Source organism: Paradesulfitobacterium aromaticivorans (genome assembly GCF_054657415.1).
Map to the genome: position 1 here is coordinate 112108 of NZ_BAAHYT010000004.1, position 17702 is coordinate 129809.

The 17702-nt window shown below is 39.1% G+C and carries 20 protein-coding genes and 2 pseudogenes; 1 reads left to right on the plus strand and 21 read right to left on the minus strand.

All coding sequences use genetic code 11. The features are described 5' to 3' along the window. Positions 1 to 108 precede the first annotated feature (108 nt). Positions 109 to 612, plus strand: a pseudogene (locus ACYQ2N_RS01160) (IS21 family transposase); the annotation flags it as partial. On the opposite strand, the gene ACYQ2N_RS01165 reads toward ACYQ2N_RS01160, so the two are convergent. The 21 genes and pseudogenes from ACYQ2N_RS01165 to ACYQ2N_RS01265 form a co-directional block, all read right to left on the minus strand. Next, on the minus strand, positions 585 to 1631 hold the full coding sequence (locus ACYQ2N_RS01165; protein WP_459997013.1) for a virulence RhuM family protein: 1047 nt from the start codon (positions 1629 to 1631) through the stop codon (positions 585 to 587). The pseudogene ACYQ2N_RS01160 and the gene ACYQ2N_RS01165 overlap by 28 nt on opposite strands. 277 nt (positions 1632 to 1908) lie before the next feature. Then, positions 1909 to 2346 (minus strand): SEC-C metal-binding domain-containing protein, encoded by a 438-nt coding sequence (locus ACYQ2N_RS01170; protein WP_459997015.1) that lies wholly within the window; start codon positions 2344 to 2346, stop codon positions 1909 to 1911. Between the two features lie 263 nt (positions 2347 to 2609). After that, positions 2610 to 2840: a hypothetical protein gene (locus tag ACYQ2N_RS01175; protein ID WP_459997017.1), complete on the minus strand. Its 231-nt coding sequence runs from the start codon at positions 2838 to 2840 to the stop codon at positions 2610 to 2612. A gap of 274 nt (positions 2841 to 3114) precedes the next feature. Beyond that, the gene (locus tag ACYQ2N_RS01180) at positions 3115 to 4134 is read right to left on the minus strand and encodes a HoxN/HupN/NixA family nickel/cobalt transporter (RefSeq protein WP_459997019.1); all 1020 of its coding nucleotides are present in this window, start codon (positions 4132 to 4134) and stop codon (positions 3115 to 3117) included. Positions 4135 to 4174: 40 nt separating this feature from the next. After that, complete coding sequence (locus ACYQ2N_RS01185) at positions 4175 to 4384, minus strand: CooT family nickel-binding protein (protein ID WP_459997021.1); 210 nt, start codon at positions 4382 to 4384, stop codon at positions 4175 to 4177. A gap of 381 nt (positions 4385 to 4765) precedes the next feature. Beyond that, a pseudogene (locus tag ACYQ2N_RS01190) lies at positions 4766 to 5161 on the minus strand ((2Fe-2S)-binding protein); the annotation flags it as partial. 235 nt (positions 5162 to 5396) lie between these two features. Beyond that, complete coding sequence (locus tag ACYQ2N_RS01195; protein WP_459997023.1) at positions 5397 to 5567, minus strand: hypothetical protein; 171 nt, start codon at positions 5565 to 5567, stop codon at positions 5397 to 5399. Between the two features lie 390 nt (positions 5568 to 5957). After that, on the minus strand, positions 5958 to 6356 hold the full coding sequence (gene merR, locus ACYQ2N_RS01200; protein WP_459997025.1) for a mercury resistance transcriptional regulator MerR: 399 nt from the start codon (positions 6354 to 6356) through the stop codon (positions 5958 to 5960). Positions 6357 to 6704: 348 nt separating this feature from the next. Continuing rightward, on the minus strand, positions 6705 to 8165 hold the full coding sequence (locus ACYQ2N_RS01205; RefSeq protein WP_459997026.1) for a hypothetical protein: 1461 nt from the start codon (positions 8163 to 8165) through the stop codon (positions 6705 to 6707). 84 nt (positions 8166 to 8249) lie between these two features. Next, positions 8250 to 9260, minus strand: a complete 1011-nt coding sequence (locus ACYQ2N_RS01210) for a virulence RhuM family protein (protein WP_459997028.1) — start codon at positions 9258 to 9260, stop codon at positions 8250 to 8252. Between the two features lie 284 nt (positions 9261 to 9544). After that, complete coding sequence (locus ACYQ2N_RS01215) at positions 9545 to 10804, minus strand: recombinase family protein (RefSeq protein WP_459997031.1); 1260 nt, start codon at positions 10802 to 10804, stop codon at positions 9545 to 9547. 383 nt (positions 10805 to 11187) lie between these two features. Continuing rightward, a complete protein-coding gene (locus tag ACYQ2N_RS01220; protein WP_459997032.1) occupies positions 11188 to 11487 on the minus strand; it encodes a hypothetical protein in 300 nt (99 codons plus the stop codon). 94 nt (positions 11488 to 11581) lie between these two features. Beyond that, the gene (locus tag ACYQ2N_RS01225) at positions 11582 to 12064 is read right to left on the minus strand and encodes a Csac_0668 family 2Fe-2S cluster-binding (seleno)protein (protein ID WP_038601647.1); all 483 of its coding nucleotides are present in this window, start codon (positions 12062 to 12064) and stop codon (positions 11582 to 11584) included. A 16-nt stretch (positions 12065 to 12080) separates the two neighbouring features. Then, a complete protein-coding gene (locus tag ACYQ2N_RS01230) occupies positions 12081 to 12725 on the minus strand; it encodes a plasmid pRiA4b ORF-3 family protein (RefSeq protein ID WP_459997035.1) in 645 nt (214 codons plus the stop codon). Between the two features lie 44 nt (positions 12726 to 12769). Continuing rightward, entirely contained in the window at positions 12770 to 14011 is a 1242-nt protein-coding gene (locus tag ACYQ2N_RS01235) for an MFS transporter (RefSeq protein ID WP_459997037.1), read from the minus strand. 85 nt (positions 14012 to 14096) lie between these two features. Then, complete coding sequence (locus tag ACYQ2N_RS01240; RefSeq protein ID WP_459997039.1) at positions 14097 to 14561, minus strand: hypothetical protein; 465 nt, start codon at positions 14559 to 14561, stop codon at positions 14097 to 14099. A gap of 10 nt (positions 14562 to 14571) precedes the next feature. Then, entirely contained in the window at positions 14572 to 15006 is a 435-nt protein-coding gene (locus ACYQ2N_RS01245) for a hypothetical protein (protein ID WP_459997041.1), read from the minus strand. A 30-nt stretch (positions 15007 to 15036) separates the two neighbouring features. Next, positions 15037 to 15510: a hypothetical protein gene (locus ACYQ2N_RS01250; RefSeq protein ID WP_459997044.1), complete on the minus strand. Its 474-nt coding sequence runs from the start codon at positions 15508 to 15510 to the stop codon at positions 15037 to 15039. A gap of 31 nt (positions 15511 to 15541) precedes the next feature. Then, positions 15542 to 16540, minus strand: coding sequence for a hypothetical protein (locus tag ACYQ2N_RS01255; RefSeq protein ID WP_459997046.1), 999 nt, complete (start codon positions 16538 to 16540; stop codon positions 15542 to 15544). Next, entirely contained in the window at positions 16537 to 17295 is a 759-nt protein-coding gene (locus tag ACYQ2N_RS01260) for a DUF1660 family phage protein (protein WP_459997048.1), read from the minus strand. The genes ACYQ2N_RS01255 and ACYQ2N_RS01260 overlap by 4 nt, the downstream gene beginning before the upstream one ends. A gap of 29 nt (positions 17296 to 17324) precedes the next feature. Beyond that, on the minus strand, positions 17325 to 17564 hold the full coding sequence (locus ACYQ2N_RS01265; protein WP_025434893.1) for a single-stranded DNA-binding protein: 240 nt from the start codon (positions 17562 to 17564) through the stop codon (positions 17325 to 17327). Between the last annotated feature and the right edge of the window lie 138 nt (positions 17565 to 17702).

Genomic DNA, 17702 nt, shown 5'->3' on the forward strand with positions numbered 1-17702 from the left:
ACGGGGAAATCCCCAAAATTGCAAAGGTCATTGCAGGCACCTAAATCAAGCCTTACCCTTGTAGTTGAGAGAAAGATGACTGCAAGGGAGGACAGGAGGATGCTCACAATGACCCAAGTAGATCTTATCAAAAAAGCGTTCTTTGAGGAAGGGCTAAATGTCAGTGAACTCGCTGAACAATTTGGCCATGACCGAAAAACGATCCGCAAGTACTTGGACAAGGAGGATTGGAACCAGCCGGTACCCACCGTGCCAGAAAGTGTAGAAAAGTTCCCAAAGCTTCAACCGTACATGAACGACATCGACGAGTGGCTGGAGGAAGACAAGCGAGCCCGCCGTAAACAGCGACATACTGCTAAGCGAGTTTTTGATCGGTTGGGGAAAAAGTACGAAGACAGATTCGATTGTTCCTACCGGACGGTAGCTGCTTATGTAGCTATCAAGAAAAAGGAGTTGTTCGGGAAGAATACGTGCCGGTTACCGCTTCAGCACTATCCAAGTGAAGCCCAAGCGGACTTCGGAGAGGCTGATTTTTACGAGAACGGTGTCAAATACAGTGGGTACTATCTGAACTTATCCTTTCCCTACAGCCGATCGTTCTCAAGGCAACTAGTCAATCTATCAAAATCAGACTGAAAAAGCCTGTCCTGAATGATGCGGTATTTTTCAAATTCACTCTCCGCAAATTCCTTAGCAATGGCAGCGGTCACTTTTCCTGCGTTCTCTAATATATCCTTTTCATTGAATTGCAGGAATGCGTTTAGCTTCTTAGCCCAGTCCTCCATCGTCAGCGGAATATTTCTCTCTGCCTGGCTTTCTGCGTAATCAAGATACATCGTGACAAACCTGTCTAAAGATTTGATTTCATTTTCTGTAAGGTAGTTCTTTGCAACAGAAACATCACTTTTTACGATTTTACCGTGTGGTGCATTTTTCCAGGTTGTCAGACCCATATGATCCTTGGTGCTGTCTGCTCTATTATAAATAACCTCTGCTGCAGTACTGCCATGGATTGCAAAATGCAGTTTGTTTTGAACGGTCTTAAAGAAATCCTTTGTTAATTTTGAATGCGGATTATAATCTACCGCGGTGGCATAAATATCCGTGATTTTTTGATAGAACCTTCTTTCACTTGCCCGAATTTCTCTGATTTCTTCAAGCAAATGTTCAAAGTATTCCTCGTTTAAGAAAGTCCCATTTTTTAATCTTTCTTTGTCCAAAACATATCCCCGGATGGCAAAAGTACGTAATACTCCAGTTGCCCATTGCCTAAACTGAGTTGCTCTGAGTGAATTCACCCGGTAGCCGACCGATATGATGGCATCTAGGTTATAAAATAAAACATCTCTTCTTACTTCTCTGTTTCCCTCTTTTTGAACTATCCGGTTTTTCCGGATAGTTGCTTCTTCTACTAGTTCGCCCTCAGCATAAATATTTTTTAAATGATCATTTACTGTTCTAAGATCCACACCAAAAAGTTCAGCAATTAATTTTTGCGTGAGCCAAACCGTTTCGTCTTCAACTCTAACTTCTATTGTATTTTCGTTTGCTTGCGAAGTGAATATTAAAAATTCTACTGTACTGTTTCTGATTTGTAGTTTATTCTGGTCTTTTTTATGATTATCTTTCACAGCAATACCTCCACAATAAGTTATCTCTTCCCCATTTAACCGATTCATCATTATTTATAACTGTCGATTATTCCAGGCATTCAAGAATTATTCTAAATTATTCTAAAATTATAAGTTTCAATTATAAGTCACTTTAATGCTTCCTATATTTCGAATAAAACTATTGTGAATTATTGTAACAATATAATAATAAAACCAAACATATGTTCAGGTCAACATATATTTGGTCAATTGATATGTGATATTGGTATTAAAAGGAACTATGGCTTAACCCCCATTACTTTCCGCAACACTTTTTATATTTTTTACCGCTGCCACAAGGACATGAATCATTGCGGCCTATTTTAGCACCTGTCATTATGTCAAAAAGTTTTGAATCTGTTTGGCCCATCCTAAATGACTCCGCCGGTAGCGGTTTTAAGTACCTCTTTTCTTCTTGAAAAAGCTCATCGGGAGTATGCCCCTTAAGGATCCACATCCGCGTATGATTATAGAGTTCCATTAGCTTTGCCGTTAATTCCTGTACCATCTCAAAGGAGGGAAACTCCAGCTGGCTTTCCAAATATTTTATCATCCCTGTCGGTTTGGTATCCAGATTGATCATATTGATCAATTGCAGCATCATTTCATCGATTTCTTCATCAGTTAAATCATAGTATTCCAACAGAAAACGAGTAAAGTGGTTCATCTTAGGGATTTTGTCAATAAAATCCATTTCACCGGCCTTGAGTAATTGTTCTTTGGTAAATGAATAATAGTCAACGCTTGGCCTCATAAAATCTTTTGATTATGATGAACCCCCGGAAAAGCAATACCATATCCCATCAGTGATTCCACTTTAGATACAGAAATATTATTTGCCATTACAGGACCTGCATTCTTTAACATTCTTTTGACCATATCATATCTTTTCAGGTCTAAGACATAGAGAATATCCTTAAATTTTACAGGTATCAATCAAATTGACAAGCTTACCAGTTAAATCACCTTTTTTAAAGAGCTCAAGTTTTTAAGACCGAGGTTCTGACGGATTTTATCAAGCTCATTTTTGGAAAGATTGTTAAGTGCATCGGAGAGTTTAACTGGAATATTGATTTTCTTCCACAGTTGTTGTTCCCTCTTGTCTTGTAACTGCCGGCTATACTCTTTCGCCCTAGCTAAGGCTTCTAGTAAAGCCTTCTGAGTTTTCTGATCTATTTTATTATCCATGATACATCACACTTTCTCTTCCTGGAAAAATTATTTGGTTATTCCTGGGCATATACTCTTACTCACTTCTTCGACAAAAGCACACAATTTTCGACATGCCCGGACGCGGCACATTGTCGTAAAGTGTCTCGATAGAAAACACATTGAGACTGTAAAAATGTCGGTTTAGAAAATGCTTGACAATTACGCGGTTATATGTATGGGGAAAATGCTTTTCTCTGTGCGCCAAGTTTGTTCAGCAACTAGCGCTCTTGGTTTGAAATCAGCGCGGGATTTAGGCATTCTCCAACCCCAATACCTTCCACAAAAGGAATGAAACTCCCCACGCTAATACGAAGAGCCCAACCAGAATATAGCCGATTCCACCGAAATCAAGATTCTGAATCCATCCCCAAATTCCACCGTGTAATCCAAGTTTCGGGGTCACTATCTGAGCTATTTCTATTAATCCTATGAATAAGGCTGCAATCACAGAGATACCGGTGACAGATAAATTATAATAAACCTTTCTTAGTGGTGTAGAGAAGGCCCAGTTATAAGCAGTGGTCATAAAAACCCCGTCGGCTGTGTCCATCAGGCTCATACCGGCGGCAAACAAAACCGATAAGGATAAAATTGCAGTAAAAGGCATGGCCTGACTTGCAGCATTTGCAGAGATAGCCAATAAAGCTACTTCAGATGCGGTATCAAACCCTAACCCAAAAAGAAACCCGAGTGGGTAAACATGCCAACTCTTACTAATAAACCGGTAGAGTGGACCAAAGAACCGTGAAATAAAGCCCCGGTTTAAAAGGAGTTGTTCAAGGTTTCCTTCATCGAACTGCCCTTTATGCATTTTTATGAATAACCGGTAAATGTCGAACCAAATGTACAGGTTAAATAGCCCTATGAGGAGAAGGAACCCTCCCGAAACTGCTGTACCGATTAAACCGCCAACTACCTGTAGTTGTGGGATATTGTTTTTGGCCCAAGCCATTGAAAAAGCCGTAATCATAGCCATTATAAAGACTACCGAGGAATGCCCTAGGGAAAAGAAAAATCCTACCCCTGTTGATTCCTGTTTCTGCTGTATCATTTTTCGTACTGTATTATCAATAGCTGCAATATGGTCAGCATCAAAAGCATGCCGTAAGCCCAGTGTGTAAGCCAGAAAGGCAATGCCTAAGAATTGTGGATATTCTCTCACCACCGGAAATAAAAGAGCCAGTCCCAATATGTGTATTCCTAGTACTACCACGCTGTAACGAACCCATTTTGGACGGTAAGTGACAGTTGTTGCACGTACATTCTCCATAAATATTACTCCCCCTCAAACTTTCGAACCATTTATATACTTATTTAGCAGTGACAGTCTGCGATTTCTCCAAAACAATTCGGTGGTTGAGTAGATTCATATCCTTAATTCTAGCCTTAATAAATTTTTGCTTACCAAAGATGTCGACTAGCCGAAGCCCTTCTTCAAAAGGTTCAATAATGTCGACTTGTTCAAGAAACAGTTCTTCTTGGTCGCCCCCACTTCTGATATATGCATTAGCTTCACACATATTTTTTCACCTCCTTATGCAAAAAGACCATAAAGTATCGTTCCGGGTTTCTACCCAGTTCGACCTCCATGGTCTTGCGTTTTACAAAATTTATTTTAACAGTAAATCCAGATTAACTATCTCTCAAAAAATTATTCGACATTGACTTAAAAATACCTTCTCCAAAACACAAACTATTTTCATAACTTAAAAATGCACTGACTTAAATTGCTTTGGTAGAAAGCCGGTCGAAGTTACCCAACCCCGACCGGCTTTTCACTGATGATACTTATAAACCCCAAAAACAATTACAGGGGTTAACGTCTAAATATGTCCTCAAATGTTTGTTTTTCTCATAACCAGACCTTTGGCAATCACCGATTGCACAACAGATGAACATCAGCCACCGGCTGGGTTTTTCGTGAGACATTCACATCCGGTATTGGCCCCTGTATGTCTCTTTATATCGTCCAATGTAGAGCAACATTGTGCTACTGCTACATGATGCAAAATTTCCTCCTCGGTAACATTGGCACAGTAGCAAATGGGAATCGGGGGTAGGACATTCTTAAACCAGATCTTGTTGATCAATTGGTCTTGAAGGATTGTTTTATTCCCGTCCTGAGTATAATAGGCAACCTTACAATCGGGAGTTCTACAGAGGAAAAACTGTTCTTCTTCAATTTCAACACCAGGTTGTACCTGATGTTCAACTGTTACTTTACGTACTTTCTGCCCTATCCCGTTACAAACAGGACAGGCCGGCATTACTTTTGAGTTTGCAGACAGTTCAAGCAACATGGGGCAATCACTCCTTTACACAACCCCCGGTAAAATGACCATTCACTACATGAATAATCATTTATATTTCTGAAACACCGTAATTCACCTTAGCCAAAACCTCTTTAATCCTATCCATGTTGACCTTGTTAGGGTCATAAATTATCTCTGTTGCACCGGACCTTTGTACTGTAATCTGTTTGACACCGTCTAAACTAGACAGTGCTGTCTTTGCAGTTAAAGGACAAGTGTCTCAGGTAAAGCCGGTTATGGTGAACTTTTTAGTCACGAGATTACCGGTGTTTACCGTCGCCTGAAGGGGCTTGTCATTACTGAATCCCGCAGGAGAATCTTTTGTCACGCTACAGCCAACCAGGAAGATTGTAAAAGCTGCTACTACAGCAAGAAACAACGCCTTTCGCAATGTCTATCACCTACCTTACCCGTTTTTAAGAGTGTAAACGAGGATGCCAATAGTCACCAGGGTAGAGAGCCAGACAAGCACCTTGTTAAGTTTACTAGGTTGGGGTTTCTTATTCAGGAAGTAGTGAGACAAGCCAAGCATTAACACTGCTAGAAAAATGAATAACTGTCGATACCTGGCTAGTGATGCAGCAAGGACGCTACTCAGGCCACCAAGACCTAGTGGCACTAATACAACTGAGCCAAGTCAACAAATTGCTGCAAAGAAAGATGATACCACTGAGCCTAGACTGGCAAACTTGTCTTTCACCTAATTTTCCTCCTCTGACCCACATATACAATTGGAATCAATGTTCCTAGTTGTTTTCAAGGCAGAACACATGCTAAACTCTTAATCCTGTAAGCTTTCGATTATTGGACAATCATCAATTGCCCATTCATCACAGCATTTGCTCGATAAATCTTGGAGAATGCTTTTCATGTTTTGAAGGTCATGTATTTTTAGCTCTATTTCTTTTATCTTTTGGGATGCAAATTCGCGAACTTCCCGACAACCATAACTTCCGCTCTCAGTCATAGAAAGAAGTTTGTTAATTTCCGAAAGAGTAAAACCTAAATCCTGAGAGCGTTTTATGAACCTAATTCGATGAACCACCTCCAGAGGAAAAACTCGATAACCGGATTGGGTCCGTGGTGGTTCCGGAATTAAACCTAATCTTTCGTAATACCTGATCGTTTCAATATTTACTCCAGCGTTTTTAGCTAATTCACCTATAGTCTGTCCTTTCATTTGTTACCTCCCATGCCTATTATAAAGTCTATAGTTAGGTACGGTGTCAAGATTTATTTTACCTCTTTTTAAGTGTGGAAAAATAAAAAAACAAAGCGTTTTAATTAAACGTTCGGCAGACGATCGTCAGCAATAATTTTTTTTGGCTGAGCACAATGTCAATAAAAAGCTTTGTAACAACACATTAAGAAAATTGCCGGTGGAAGTTACCTCAACCCCGACCGACATATCACTTTATAGGATTTCCCTCACCTCAACCCCCTGTTTTGAACACAAATGCCACCTTTGCCATTTATTGTCCTTCGTCCTTCCAATCATCCTCAAAAATGTAGAAACTTACATTTATGATTATAACGATTTCCCAATCGCCCTAAATCTTACTACAGTAAAACCTGCAACTACAATTCCAATAGCAGCTGTAACCAACAACGATAAGATAGGATTGATATCAGCGGGCAATCTAAAGGCCAAACCAGAAAAAGACTGCATAATATAAGTTGCTAGAAGTAGGCGGCCTAGTGCTCTAAGAGTATTAGGGAGCATGGCCGCCTCAAAACTTCGAAAAATTGGATGCGGATTGTCCAATGTCAAGGCCTTATAAATGTTCTCTGCTTCTATTTTGGAGAAATATAATTCAATTAAATCTATGAATATTAAGCTTCCATCTACTTTGGATAATTTGAAATCTTCTTCCCGGATGGATATCAAAATAGGGACTGAAACCCCTCTCGCCTGCAGTTCTTGAAGCAGTAGGGTCCAATTGGCTTCTCCTGGATTAACATCAATATATAAAATAATATCCCGGGCATGTTTGACAATGCCTTGCAAGGCATTTACTAGATTTTCAGCCTGACGGGAGGATTGCACATGCCTAACACAAAACACAAGCTGCTCAGGATAATTATCCAAAAGAAATCTGTGACATAAGGCGGTTTTCCCTTGGTCTGATACTCCCTTGATGATCACGGCTTTATGCTTGCTCAGCGCCAAACCGATTTTTTCCAGCCATTCGTTACGAACAAAGTCCAAATTATTTCGGATATGAGCAGGATGAGTAGAAACACCCTGAGAAAATTCTTGATGGAGTATCTCCATTGACTTATCCGAAGTCATGTCGCATAGCCGGATAAGCGATTTCTGATATTCTTTGTAATAGCCATCCATAGCTGCAATATCCGTACCGATTATATATATTTTTTCCTGCCACAGGGCTAACGTGGTATGGCCTTTGGTTTTAGACAGTTCAGAAACATATTGAATCAAAAGAGTCCGGGCCAGTTCCGGAGCAGCCATTGTAGGGACATAAGATTGTAACTGCTTCAATATTTCTTCTTCCAGCAATCGGGCATTAACTTTTTGAAAACCGATTTTGGTCAAAACCCATAAAGCATCATCTTTTGATAGTCCATGATCTTCAATTAGTTTATCTTTGATTTTGTTTTCGGCAGAAATATTTCCGCTTAAAAATTCCTGCAACTCCTGCCCCAATTCCCCAAAATACACAATGCGCAGTGTTTGAAGCATGGGTTCGGAATTACGCAAACTGCATGCCCTCTTGAAGAAGCCCTCTCCGCTTCTGGACTCCTTGGTTGAGGCTAGATCAGAGATAGTAAGCGGATCAGATAAATTTTTCACTTGCACAGCTTCAATAACTTGTCCACCACGCTTAATCAACAAATCTTCCAAACGTTCCGGATAGTACTCGTCATTTACAGTTTCACCAATTATTCTTGAAGCAATATATAAGGTCTGAGATGAATAGCCCTTCCAGGCAGATTGTGCTCCGATATCCGATTTTGTAAAGGGCATATAATCTCACCTCCCATCTGGTTAATATTTTTGGATATTATTGTTTTACAAACTCAATTTAGAGATTGAAGACAATCAGTTATTTTAAATCTTATTCCCCTTTAAATACTTCTCTATAGCTTTATCAAATTCAGAAATATATCTTTCATCTTGCCTTACACGAAATTTCTCATATTCTTTTTCTGCCTTGTCCAGGGCCTCCTCATGGCTTATCTTTCCCGAATCCTTTAAAACCTCACGCCGGTTGAATTTTAAAAATTCGTCTGTGATATGTAGCCAGTCTTTCATCGTCATAATATTTTCATTTAGCGCCTGAAACTCCGCATAATCAATATACATTGTCACAATTCTATTCAGTCTGTCCAACTCATTTTGGTTAAGATAATTCTTTGCTACCTTCACATCGCTCTTCAAAATTTTGCCGTGAGGTGAAGCCTTCCATGTAGTCAGTCCCATGGTTGGGTGTTCACCGTCTGCCTGTCCATGGATAATTTCAGCGGCAGTTTTCCCCGTTATGGCAAAGTGCATTTTATTTTGCACAAAGGCATAAAATGTTTTTGTTTCTTCGGAATTGGAGTTGTAATCGCTACTGCACTGTTCAAAAACGTCGGCAATCTTCTGATAAGCTCTGCGTTCAGAAGATCTTATTTCCCTGATGCGTTCCAAAAGTTCACCAAAATAATCCTTACCGAAGGGTCTACCGTTTTTAAGCATATCATCATTTAATACAAATCCTTTAACGATATATTCTTTCAGAGTCTGCGTAGCCCAAATTCTGAATTGCGTAGCCTTTTTGGAGTTAACACGATAGCCTACAGCGATAATAGCATCAAGATTATAATAATTGGTGTTATAGGTTTTTCCGTCTTCGGCAGTATGTGCAAATTTTGCACATACTGCTTCTTCGTTTAACTCATTTTCAGCAAATATATTCTTTAAGTGTTTGGTTATTACTGATCTGTCTACGTCAAAAAGCTCGCCTATAGCTTTTTGGGTCAGCCAAAAACTTTCCTCTGCATAATAGACATTAACTTTTATCTTTCCTTCATCAGTCTGGTAAAGAATGATCTTACTTTGTTTTGATATGTTGTCCACGTGGCGTATCCCTCCTTTTCACACCAAACCAAAACTTTCCATAAGCAATTATACCAAACGTATGTTCTGGTTGCAATATAAACAGTGAGGTGCCTTCATTTGAAAATACGCCCACTCATTTTTTAGAATTAGTTTTATCTTCCAAAAAAGTATTCAATGCCCTAATGTCTTTATCGTTTGTAAATATTATAATTTATACTAACATAAAGAGAGTTAAAACAGCAGAATGTATAAGCAAGAAACAAGCCTCTCTGCTTGTTCTTCTTCGGTGGGTTTTACCCCGGTCAATCTTTATGGAATAACATTTTAGCCTGTGATCCATTTTTATAGCAAATTAAGATATACATATCAAAAATCTGAATTCTATCAACTTTATTCCTGATTACTCCTTCATCATAAACGCCATCCTCGCAGACCGTTTCATGAATATTGCTCTTAACCCATTCTTCATCCAAAGTGGGGGAGTGAGGGCATGCCTCTTTACCTTTTTCTATTCTTGTCGCACATCTCCAGACAACCTTGCCTCTTTCCGTTCTTCTCCGATAAGATGCACCACAATCGCCGCATACGAGCAAATTTCCCAAAAGGTATTTCCCGTTATATTTACTGGTGCTGGATTCTACTGTGCCATCATCTTTATGAAGTAATCTTGCACGCTTGGCCATTTCTTCCTGCACCAAATCGAACACTTCTTCAGAAACAATGGCCGGATGGCTGTCCGTTACATAATACCGGCGTCGTTGTCCGATATTCTTGCTTTTCTTACCTGTCATAAAATCTTCGGTATAGATCTTTTGAAGCAAAGTATCGCCTTTGTATTTTTCATTCTTGAGCATTTTCTGGATCGTTGTTGTGTCCCAATGCTCCTTGCCCGTCACGGTCTTAATTCCCTGGGATTCCAGATAAGATTTTATCTGCCCGAATGTTAATCCCTGTAAATATAAATCAAATATCTTTCTGACCACTTCTGCCTGCTCCGGAACAATAACAATCTCGCCGTCTACGCAGGTATATCCCATGAAATTCTTATACTTCGTGAAAATATCGCCCTTTTCGAATTTGCGTTGAAACCCCCACTGAATATTCTCACTGGTATTCCTGCTCTCGTCCTGCGCAAGCATTCCTCTCAATGTAATCTCTAATTCTGCTTTCATATCAACTGAATCCAGGTTCTCATTTTCAAAATGCATATTGATCCCTCGCTCTCTTAAAAATCTTACTATTTTCAATACCTCAAGAGTATCTCTTGACACTCTGCTGATTGATTTCGTGATAATGTAATCGATTTTACCTTTCGCCGCTTTCTTGAGCATTTTGTCCAGCCCAGTTCTGCCGCTTCGCCGCAGACCACTTTTCCCGACGTCAAAGAACACACCAGCAAAAATCCAATTGGGATGGCTTTGTATCAACTTCGTATAAGTTTTTATCTGAAGCTCGAGGCTGTGCAGCTGCGCCGATCCAAATGTGCTGACCCGACAATAGGCGGTAACCTTAAGCTTTTTATTATCTTTAGGTTTAGCCGGTATAATTCTGACATTTTTCATCTACGTTCCTTCATTATCTATGTAAAATGGGCAAGCCCATTTATATTTTACAAAAGAAAAGACGTGAAAGCATCCTTTCACGTCAAAACATATTTTCATCTGCAGTCCTGCAAACCCGCTATTCTTCAGCGCTTCGTATTCTGCAACAGGACTATGGATTCCACATGCGACGAGCCGTTTTTATTAATGTCTTGGTAATTTTTTATTCACATCCGATTTTCCATGATTTTTCTGTGTTTTTGTATTATACACTTTTTGACCTAATTCTTTGGGGATACGTCAATCGGATTTTCGTTGATATTAAAGCGTTTTCGCAAAATGATATACTGTTAAATGTTGGTATTTGGGAGACAAGTCAATGCATATTAACCCCAAACATCGGCTCAAACAATCTTTCGTTCACAGAAACTGCTAAAAGGGCAATCTCCGCATTTAGGTTTACTGGGATTACAAGAGTACTTTCCAACCTCCCAGCGCAAGCCATCGGCGATTCCCGGAAACTCCGGATTAAGCTCTCTTGCTTTGCAAATTGTATAGATGCGTGCAATCTCCTGATCTGCCACAAAAGGTGTCAGGCCAAGTCTTTGAAACACCCGCATCGTGTGCACATCCGGCGCGATATCTATGGCGCTATAATCCGAAAACTCGATTCCATAGTATCGATATAAAATGTTGGGTGCCATGTTTACCACCTTAAAGCCACAGCCATTGAAGTCCATGAATCTAAGTATGACATCGCAGGTTTATCTTTATAATTGCCGATATATTCCTTGAAAATTATCTTACAGTCAAAGCTTTGTTAATAGCTTCCATAATGATTTTGTGGCAGCAAACACCCATCGGATTATTCTCTTTGCAGTTAGAATTCTTCATTGCGCCGGTTATAGCATTTACTTCTTGTACAGTTCTCGCTCCATGCTTAACCACAGCTTCAATTACCTGTTCTTCTGTGACTTTACTACAATAGCAAGCATACTTAGGATTTGCATTTTTCTTAAACCAGATAGGAACTTTGACTTGATCCTTTAAGAATTTTACTCCATTGCCTGTGTTGTAATAGACAACATCACAGTCTTCATTCATGCAAATCCTGTATTGATCTCCCTCAACTGCATTTCGGTTTTCATCTGTCACCAAATGCTCAACGGTAACTTTGCTTACAGCTTCACCTTTGTTATTACAAACAGGGCAATTTCCCTTGGTTTGTTCTATATTTTGTGAGTTGCATCCGCAACTGCATGTATTGATATTTTTAATCATAATCGGACTCCTTCCACTATTTAACTTTCTTGATTCTCAAACAAGTCTTAAGCAGGTTATTCCTGAAGCTAATATCAAACTCCCGATAATGCTGGCTTTCTCCCCACTGGCGCATGGCTTCATGTTCCGGATGTTTAGGATCATTCCAGGCTTCAAGGAATTCTTCATAACCGCCAAGTCCGCCAACATCTTCCGGCGGGCAAGCACCTTCGCCCTCAAGAATCTGCGGATAGCCAAATTCATAATCATCTATTACTTTTTCAAGCACGATTCTGTGACGCCAATAATCTCCAAAGTCATAGATATATTCAAAGCTTTTGTATTTTTCCAAGTATTTGTCGATTTTGACTGTCTGCGGCTGTCTTACTGTTGTTTCAATTATCCCGGCAATAGTGCCATGTGGGTCTTCTTTTTTAGACGGTTTCTTATTTTTGTATTTGGCAGAGTAAAATTTGAATTCTTCGTAGGCTTCTTCATCGTTTGTAATTCGAAGCTTGTCTTGCGGGAATTCAAATTCATAAAGATGGTAATCCCACCAGTCCATAGAAAACTGAATCGTATCATGAAGACGTTTAAATGTAACATCCGCCGGGATTAGCACCCTTCTCCAAATCAAAGGTTTAGAGTCAATCAATTCGATTTTTATCTGATAGGCTTTCATATACTTTTCATTCTTCCTTTCAATTCGTTCAATTAAATTTTTTATCAATTTCTTACTTGATGGCTATTCTTGACCATATTATTCATTTTGAAATATAGAAGAATTGCGATTAATTCTACAGCACAAGTAAAAGCAATAATGCTTCCTATCATACTTTTATCGTACAGCAATCCCATCAATGCAGCACCGCCAAGCAAAGCCAAGCCATAGCAGGTATTAAACACGCCATACCCTGTGCCTCGCTTATTGAACGGTGTTATGTCTGCGATTGCAGAACGCATAACCGTTTCATGAACTCCTATGACTACGCCAAAAACAATCATTCCAATAACAATTAACACTGTCGAATTGCTCAATGTTAAAAACGGCAGCAGCAATGTGATGAATGGAATCGCCATCAAGACCAGAAGACCTCCAGTCTTCATGCCTGTCTTAATTTTCAACCGGTCATAAGCTTTGCCGACAAACAGTGCTGTGACAGCATCCACAATCATGGCTGCCGAATACAGCAAGGTTATATTCCCGTCTGACATTAAATGATTTGCTTTTAAATGGTAGCCTATTGTACTGAAATTGACAAAACCCAACGTGCAGAAAAAGGTAAATGCTGTATAGATCCAAAATATCGGTTTAAGATGCTCTGATTGAAACTCTTTTTTTACAACAGCAGGTATAAGATTTTCGCGTTTAATCCTGTTGTAGGCATATATTAAAAACAACATCAGCACGACAAATGGAACAAAAAGTGTTTTGTACCCTAACTGGTACTCTGCAATTCCGTTCTTCCCAGTAAAATAAAACACCATTGTGAAAATAAGCGGGCCGATAAATGCACCAATCTGATCCAAAGCTTCTTGAAGACCAAAGGCAAATCCAACTCCGACTTGATTTTCTGCAACACCTGAAAGAATTGAATCTTTAGCAGGACTTCGAAGCGCTTTTCCGATTCGCTCCATCAAAATCAGCACAATAAGAATATTCCAGTTCCTGGTATATCCCATCAGCGGCACAACCAACAACATGCCATAGCCCAGGAACATAAAAATCCAGTGTCTACCGCTCTTGTCAGATAAAACTCCTGCGATGAGCCTAAGAAAATATCCAAGGAACTCGCCAATTCCAAAGACAAGACCGACTTGAGCAGCACTGATACTTAGTAAATTTAAATACTGGCTGTTGGCGCTTCTTGCAGTCTCATAGACTACATCACCCATCATACTTATAATGCCAAATATGATGATTACCCTAACAGCCGTTGAAAAACGATTTTTAGTTTGATTAAACATAAGTTACTACCTTTTTTTGATTATTATTTTTTATTTAACTCTTAACCCTTATTGCCAAAATCAACCACTACACTTTTGCATTTCCTCAATCCCACATAATTCGATTTACAGTATTCACATACAAGCTGTGTTTCCCGCATTTAGGGCAGGGGAAGCTTTCAAGGTTTGTAGTTTTTTCTTCTGAATCAAAGCTTTTCGTGAAATCGCAGTTAACCCTTTGAAGAACCGTTCTGCATTTTGTGCATTTATAATCCACCTCGAAGTTGCCACCATTATAATCTAGGTGAATGAAAAAGCGACCATAGAACTCACCACATTTAGGACAACGATAGGTATCGTGGCCATATCCGTCGGCAATAACAGCATTCTCTTCCTCGAGCAACTTTCTAATATGCGCCACTGTCTTTTTGGATCGAATAAGTGATGAAAGGATCGCAAAATCAGAATCGAAGTCCATAAGATTGTGGGGGCTATACCTCATGCCAATACCAATTTGGATATTTTTTGAGTAATCACATTCCTTACAACAAATCCCGAAACTACTTCCCATACTGCACCCCCTAAAATAGCATTGACTCTATTTGATAAGGAATGAGCTTCCGAATTTTATCAGCCAATTCCTCCCCAAATGGCTCTGGTGCCATAAACCCATTAAATTTACGATTCACACCATTTGTATAGATTTTCATCTGCCAGCTTCCACCGTCACAAGCGCGTTCATCGAATTCGCAGGGTTTTAACGCAAGTAAATCATATTCTTCAAATAAGCCTGCTAAGATACTATCTTTCAATCTATACTCATAGATTACTTTTACGGGCACAAAATGATTATCATCCATACCAAAAATATCGCTGTACTTGGTATTCCGTTCAAAAGTCGTGCGTATGATGCCTTTCGCAGAAACAAAGGTTGTACACACGCCAAACTCTTCAGTGCTCATCAATGCCCCTGATATATATTTAATTTCAAATGCATTCGCTGTTACTGGTTGCATGATGAATGGCTCCTTCCTTAATCAGCAGCTTTACTTGATACTGTTCATTATCTCTTTCATACGGTCAATAAAATCATCCTTTTCAGTATCTGTTACCTCGTTGTTTTCTTGTAAGCTGGTTACATAGGATTTAATAATATCCTCAGATTTTACAAAGCTGAATTTTCCACGCAAGTCGCTGAGTATCAACTGAGCGTCTATAAACGCGCCCATACTATTAATAACTTGATTCATTAATTTTTCCGCTTGTTCAATGTTCCCGCTTTTCATTGCTTCTTTTGCAGAAATACTCAGACTACGGATATCTTCTCCCCATATTGCATACCTTGATGGATTTGACTTGCATTTTTCATCACACGAGTCAAAAATCGCTCTTTCTAGTCTGTCCATCAACATTTCTTCACTGTCGTGCTCTTTCACTCTCTCGATTTCTACGGGAGCATTTCTGTCGTGAGCTTTATAAAAGTTTATTACAGCCCTCATCAAAGATTCTATTAGAGCCAATATCTATCATCCCTTTCATCCTAATGATCACTTAATACTTTTTAGGGAATTTTTCTTTTCCAAGCTGCCATAGGTACTTATCTATGTCTTTCAGGTTATAGGTAGCAAGATCATAGAACTTGCCGAATTCCAGCAAAATGTTTTTGAACTTAATGTAATCCTTCAAATCATCATTGCTAAATCTATAAAATCCATCAACATCCCTGAAATAGCGAAGAAGCCTATCTACATAACTGTCGTAGATAGGAAAGTCCAAAGGCTTATGATGGCTACAGTATTTTGTTGCGAAAGAATAGAAATTCTTCGCCGTCCCATTATCCATATTGACTTTGGCAATATCATTTACTAAAGTTACATCCCCCGCCATCAGCCTGTCATCTATGTCTAAATTGATGATGTGCCTTGCCACTTTAAAAGGGGAGAATATATTTGTGCTGTAAAAATCATTCAAGGCAGAAACTTTTATAAGAACTTCATCGATATCTTTATTGCGGGGATATGTCCGGTAAAAAAGTTTATCTAAGGCGCTTTCCTGTAATGCATAGTTTTCCAATTGATCCCATGACATTAAATATTTAGCCACTTCCTCACAACTTGGTCGCGGAACGTCCGGTCTTGGAGCTTTCTTCTTGTGCGTAGTTGTAGAACCCTTATGAATAGTTATATATTCAATCTCGCCAGGTTGGTTTGCTTGAGCAAATTCTATGTAGCTGCCCACACTTCCATAGGTACTGTGGAGAAAATCCTTAAATATTTTGAATGTACGCATATATCCATAAGAATCTCTTTTAGGGTTCTTATGGGATTGCTCATTAGTGAACTTGATTTCTAATAGTTCACGTGCTTTTCTCAGTGAATATTCATCAATAAATACATCCCAGAAATCCATGCCAATGTCGTGGCGATAAGGATAGAAGGCATCACTATAAATCACGCTTTTATCTTTCAGGTGCTCATAATTGTCATTGAGGTATTTCTTGAATTGTTCCCTTAGTGCTTCTATATGTGAATTGCTGATCTTATCCGTCAATTTGCCTCACCCTCAGCAAGCCACAATGTATAACTGCTGCCTTTCTTTTCTTTTATAACCTTTCCAGCTTTCACAAGCTCATCTACAGCCTTACGTATCGAAGCTTGCGGCACCTCAGGGATTAGTGGGTAAAGCTTACGCTGTGAAATACCATTATCGTTACTAATAATATCTAATAAAATCTTATCAAGCTGGCTCTCTTTTTCGAACCGAACCTTGTAAGCATCGTAGTTTTCTGTCAGTTCGTTAAGGTAATCCTTTGTGCTTTGAATGTAGCTAAAGCAATGATTTTTAGAATTATGGCAGTGCTCCCACATATCATCAAAATAGATTTGACCGCCTTTACTCTTTTTATAGCAGTAATTCCTAAACGCTTCGAAAGCAGCAATAGCCTTATGGCACTGCTCTATATTATCATCAACACTATTCAGCGTTCCGACTTTTGCCGTCTCACTATATATGTCATCTTCGTATTTTTGGATGGCAGAAGCCCACTTTTGAGAGAAATTAAAAGACAAATCTTCTTCTCTTTCCGTTCTATGAAATTTTGGATTTATAGAACGTTTTTCACTTTCAATAACATTTTGAAGATCATGCTTAACCTGCTCTTCAAATGTCCTTCCGGTAGGCAATATGTCCTCAGTCTCTATTTCTTTTATTTCAATATCTTTCGATTGTACAGTCTGTTCTTTGCCACAGCGAGTACAAGTACGATTTCTCCACTTATGACCAAATAAGCTACATATTAAAGTCAACGACCACCCCTCCTTACAATTGCTAAAACCTATTTACCCATCTTTTTATATCTTTGTTGATTGGAGGAAGTCTTTTCAATGGCCTTCAGACTACCATCCACCTTGTTTATATGATTTAAAAACAACGTTCCAAGCAGGAGCCGGTCTTTTCTGGGTATTCTGTTCCACACATAGCCCTTGAACAGATCCTTAACAAGAAATACTTCTCCATCGGTTAGGTTTTCCGTTTCTTTAATAGCTTCTTCTAATAGCTCGTTGACATCGAACATGTTATTCGCTCCTTATTGACAATAATATCAACAACGTTGTTAATATAATTTTAGTCATTCGAATACCCAAAGTCAACACATAGACAAAGAAAGACCGCCGCTTAAGTAATCGTTTCTTAAGTGGCAGCCTTAACGATA

What these genes read in the sequence shown, in the direction of transcription:
- ACYQ2N_RS01235 (WP_459997037.1), bottom strand. Translation starts at nt 14,011, where the DNA reads ATGTTTAATCAAACTAAAAATCGTTTTTCAACGGCTGTTAGGGTAATC.
- ACYQ2N_RS01170 (WP_459997015.1), bottom strand. Translation starts at nt 2,346, where the DNA reads ATGGATTTTATTGACAAAATCCCTAAGATGAACCACTTTACTCGTTTT.
- ACYQ2N_RS01180 (WP_459997019.1), bottom strand. Translation starts at nt 4,134, where the DNA reads ATGGAGAATGTACGTGCAACAACTGTCACTTACCGTCCAAAATGGGTT.
- ACYQ2N_RS01205 (WP_459997026.1), bottom strand. Translation starts at nt 8,165, where the DNA reads ATGCCCTTTACAAAATCGGATATCGGAGCACAATCTGCCTGGAAGGGC.
- ACYQ2N_RS01175 (WP_459997017.1), bottom strand. Translation starts at nt 2,840, where the DNA reads ATGGATAATAAAATAGATCAGAAAACTCAGAAGGCTTTACTAGAAGCC.
- ACYQ2N_RS01185 (WP_459997021.1), bottom strand. Translation starts at nt 4,384, where the DNA reads ATGTGTGAAGCTAATGCATATATCAGAAGTGGGGGCGACCAAGAAGAA.
- ACYQ2N_RS01265 (WP_025434893.1), bottom strand. Translation starts at nt 17,564, where the DNA reads ATGTTCGATGTCAACGAGCTATTAGAAGAAGCTATTAAAGAAACGGAA.
- ACYQ2N_RS01215 (WP_459997031.1), bottom strand. Translation starts at nt 10,804, where the DNA reads ATGAAAAATGTCAGAATTATACCGGCTAAACCTAAAGATAATAAAAAG.
- ACYQ2N_RS01245 (WP_459997041.1), bottom strand. Translation starts at nt 15,006, where the DNA reads ATGCAACCAGTAACAGCGAATGCATTTGAAATTAAATATATATCAGGG.
- ACYQ2N_RS01230 (WP_459997035.1), bottom strand. Translation starts at nt 12,725, where the DNA reads ATGAAAGCCTATCAGATAAAAATCGAATTGATTGACTCTAAACCTTTG.
- ACYQ2N_RS01225 (WP_038601647.1), bottom strand. Translation starts at nt 12,064, where the DNA reads ATGATTAAAAATATCAATACATGCAGTTGCGGATGCAACTCACAAAAT.
- merR (WP_459997025.1), bottom strand. Translation starts at nt 6,356, where the DNA reads ATGAAAGGACAGACTATAGGTGAATTAGCTAAAAACGCTGGAGTAAAT.
- ACYQ2N_RS01240 (WP_459997039.1), bottom strand. Translation starts at nt 14,561, where the DNA reads ATGGGAAGTAGTTTCGGGATTTGTTGTAAGGAATGTGATTACTCAAAA.
- ACYQ2N_RS01220 (WP_459997032.1), bottom strand. Translation starts at nt 11,487, where the DNA reads ATGGCACCCAACATTTTATATCGATACTATGGAATCGAGTTTTCGGAT.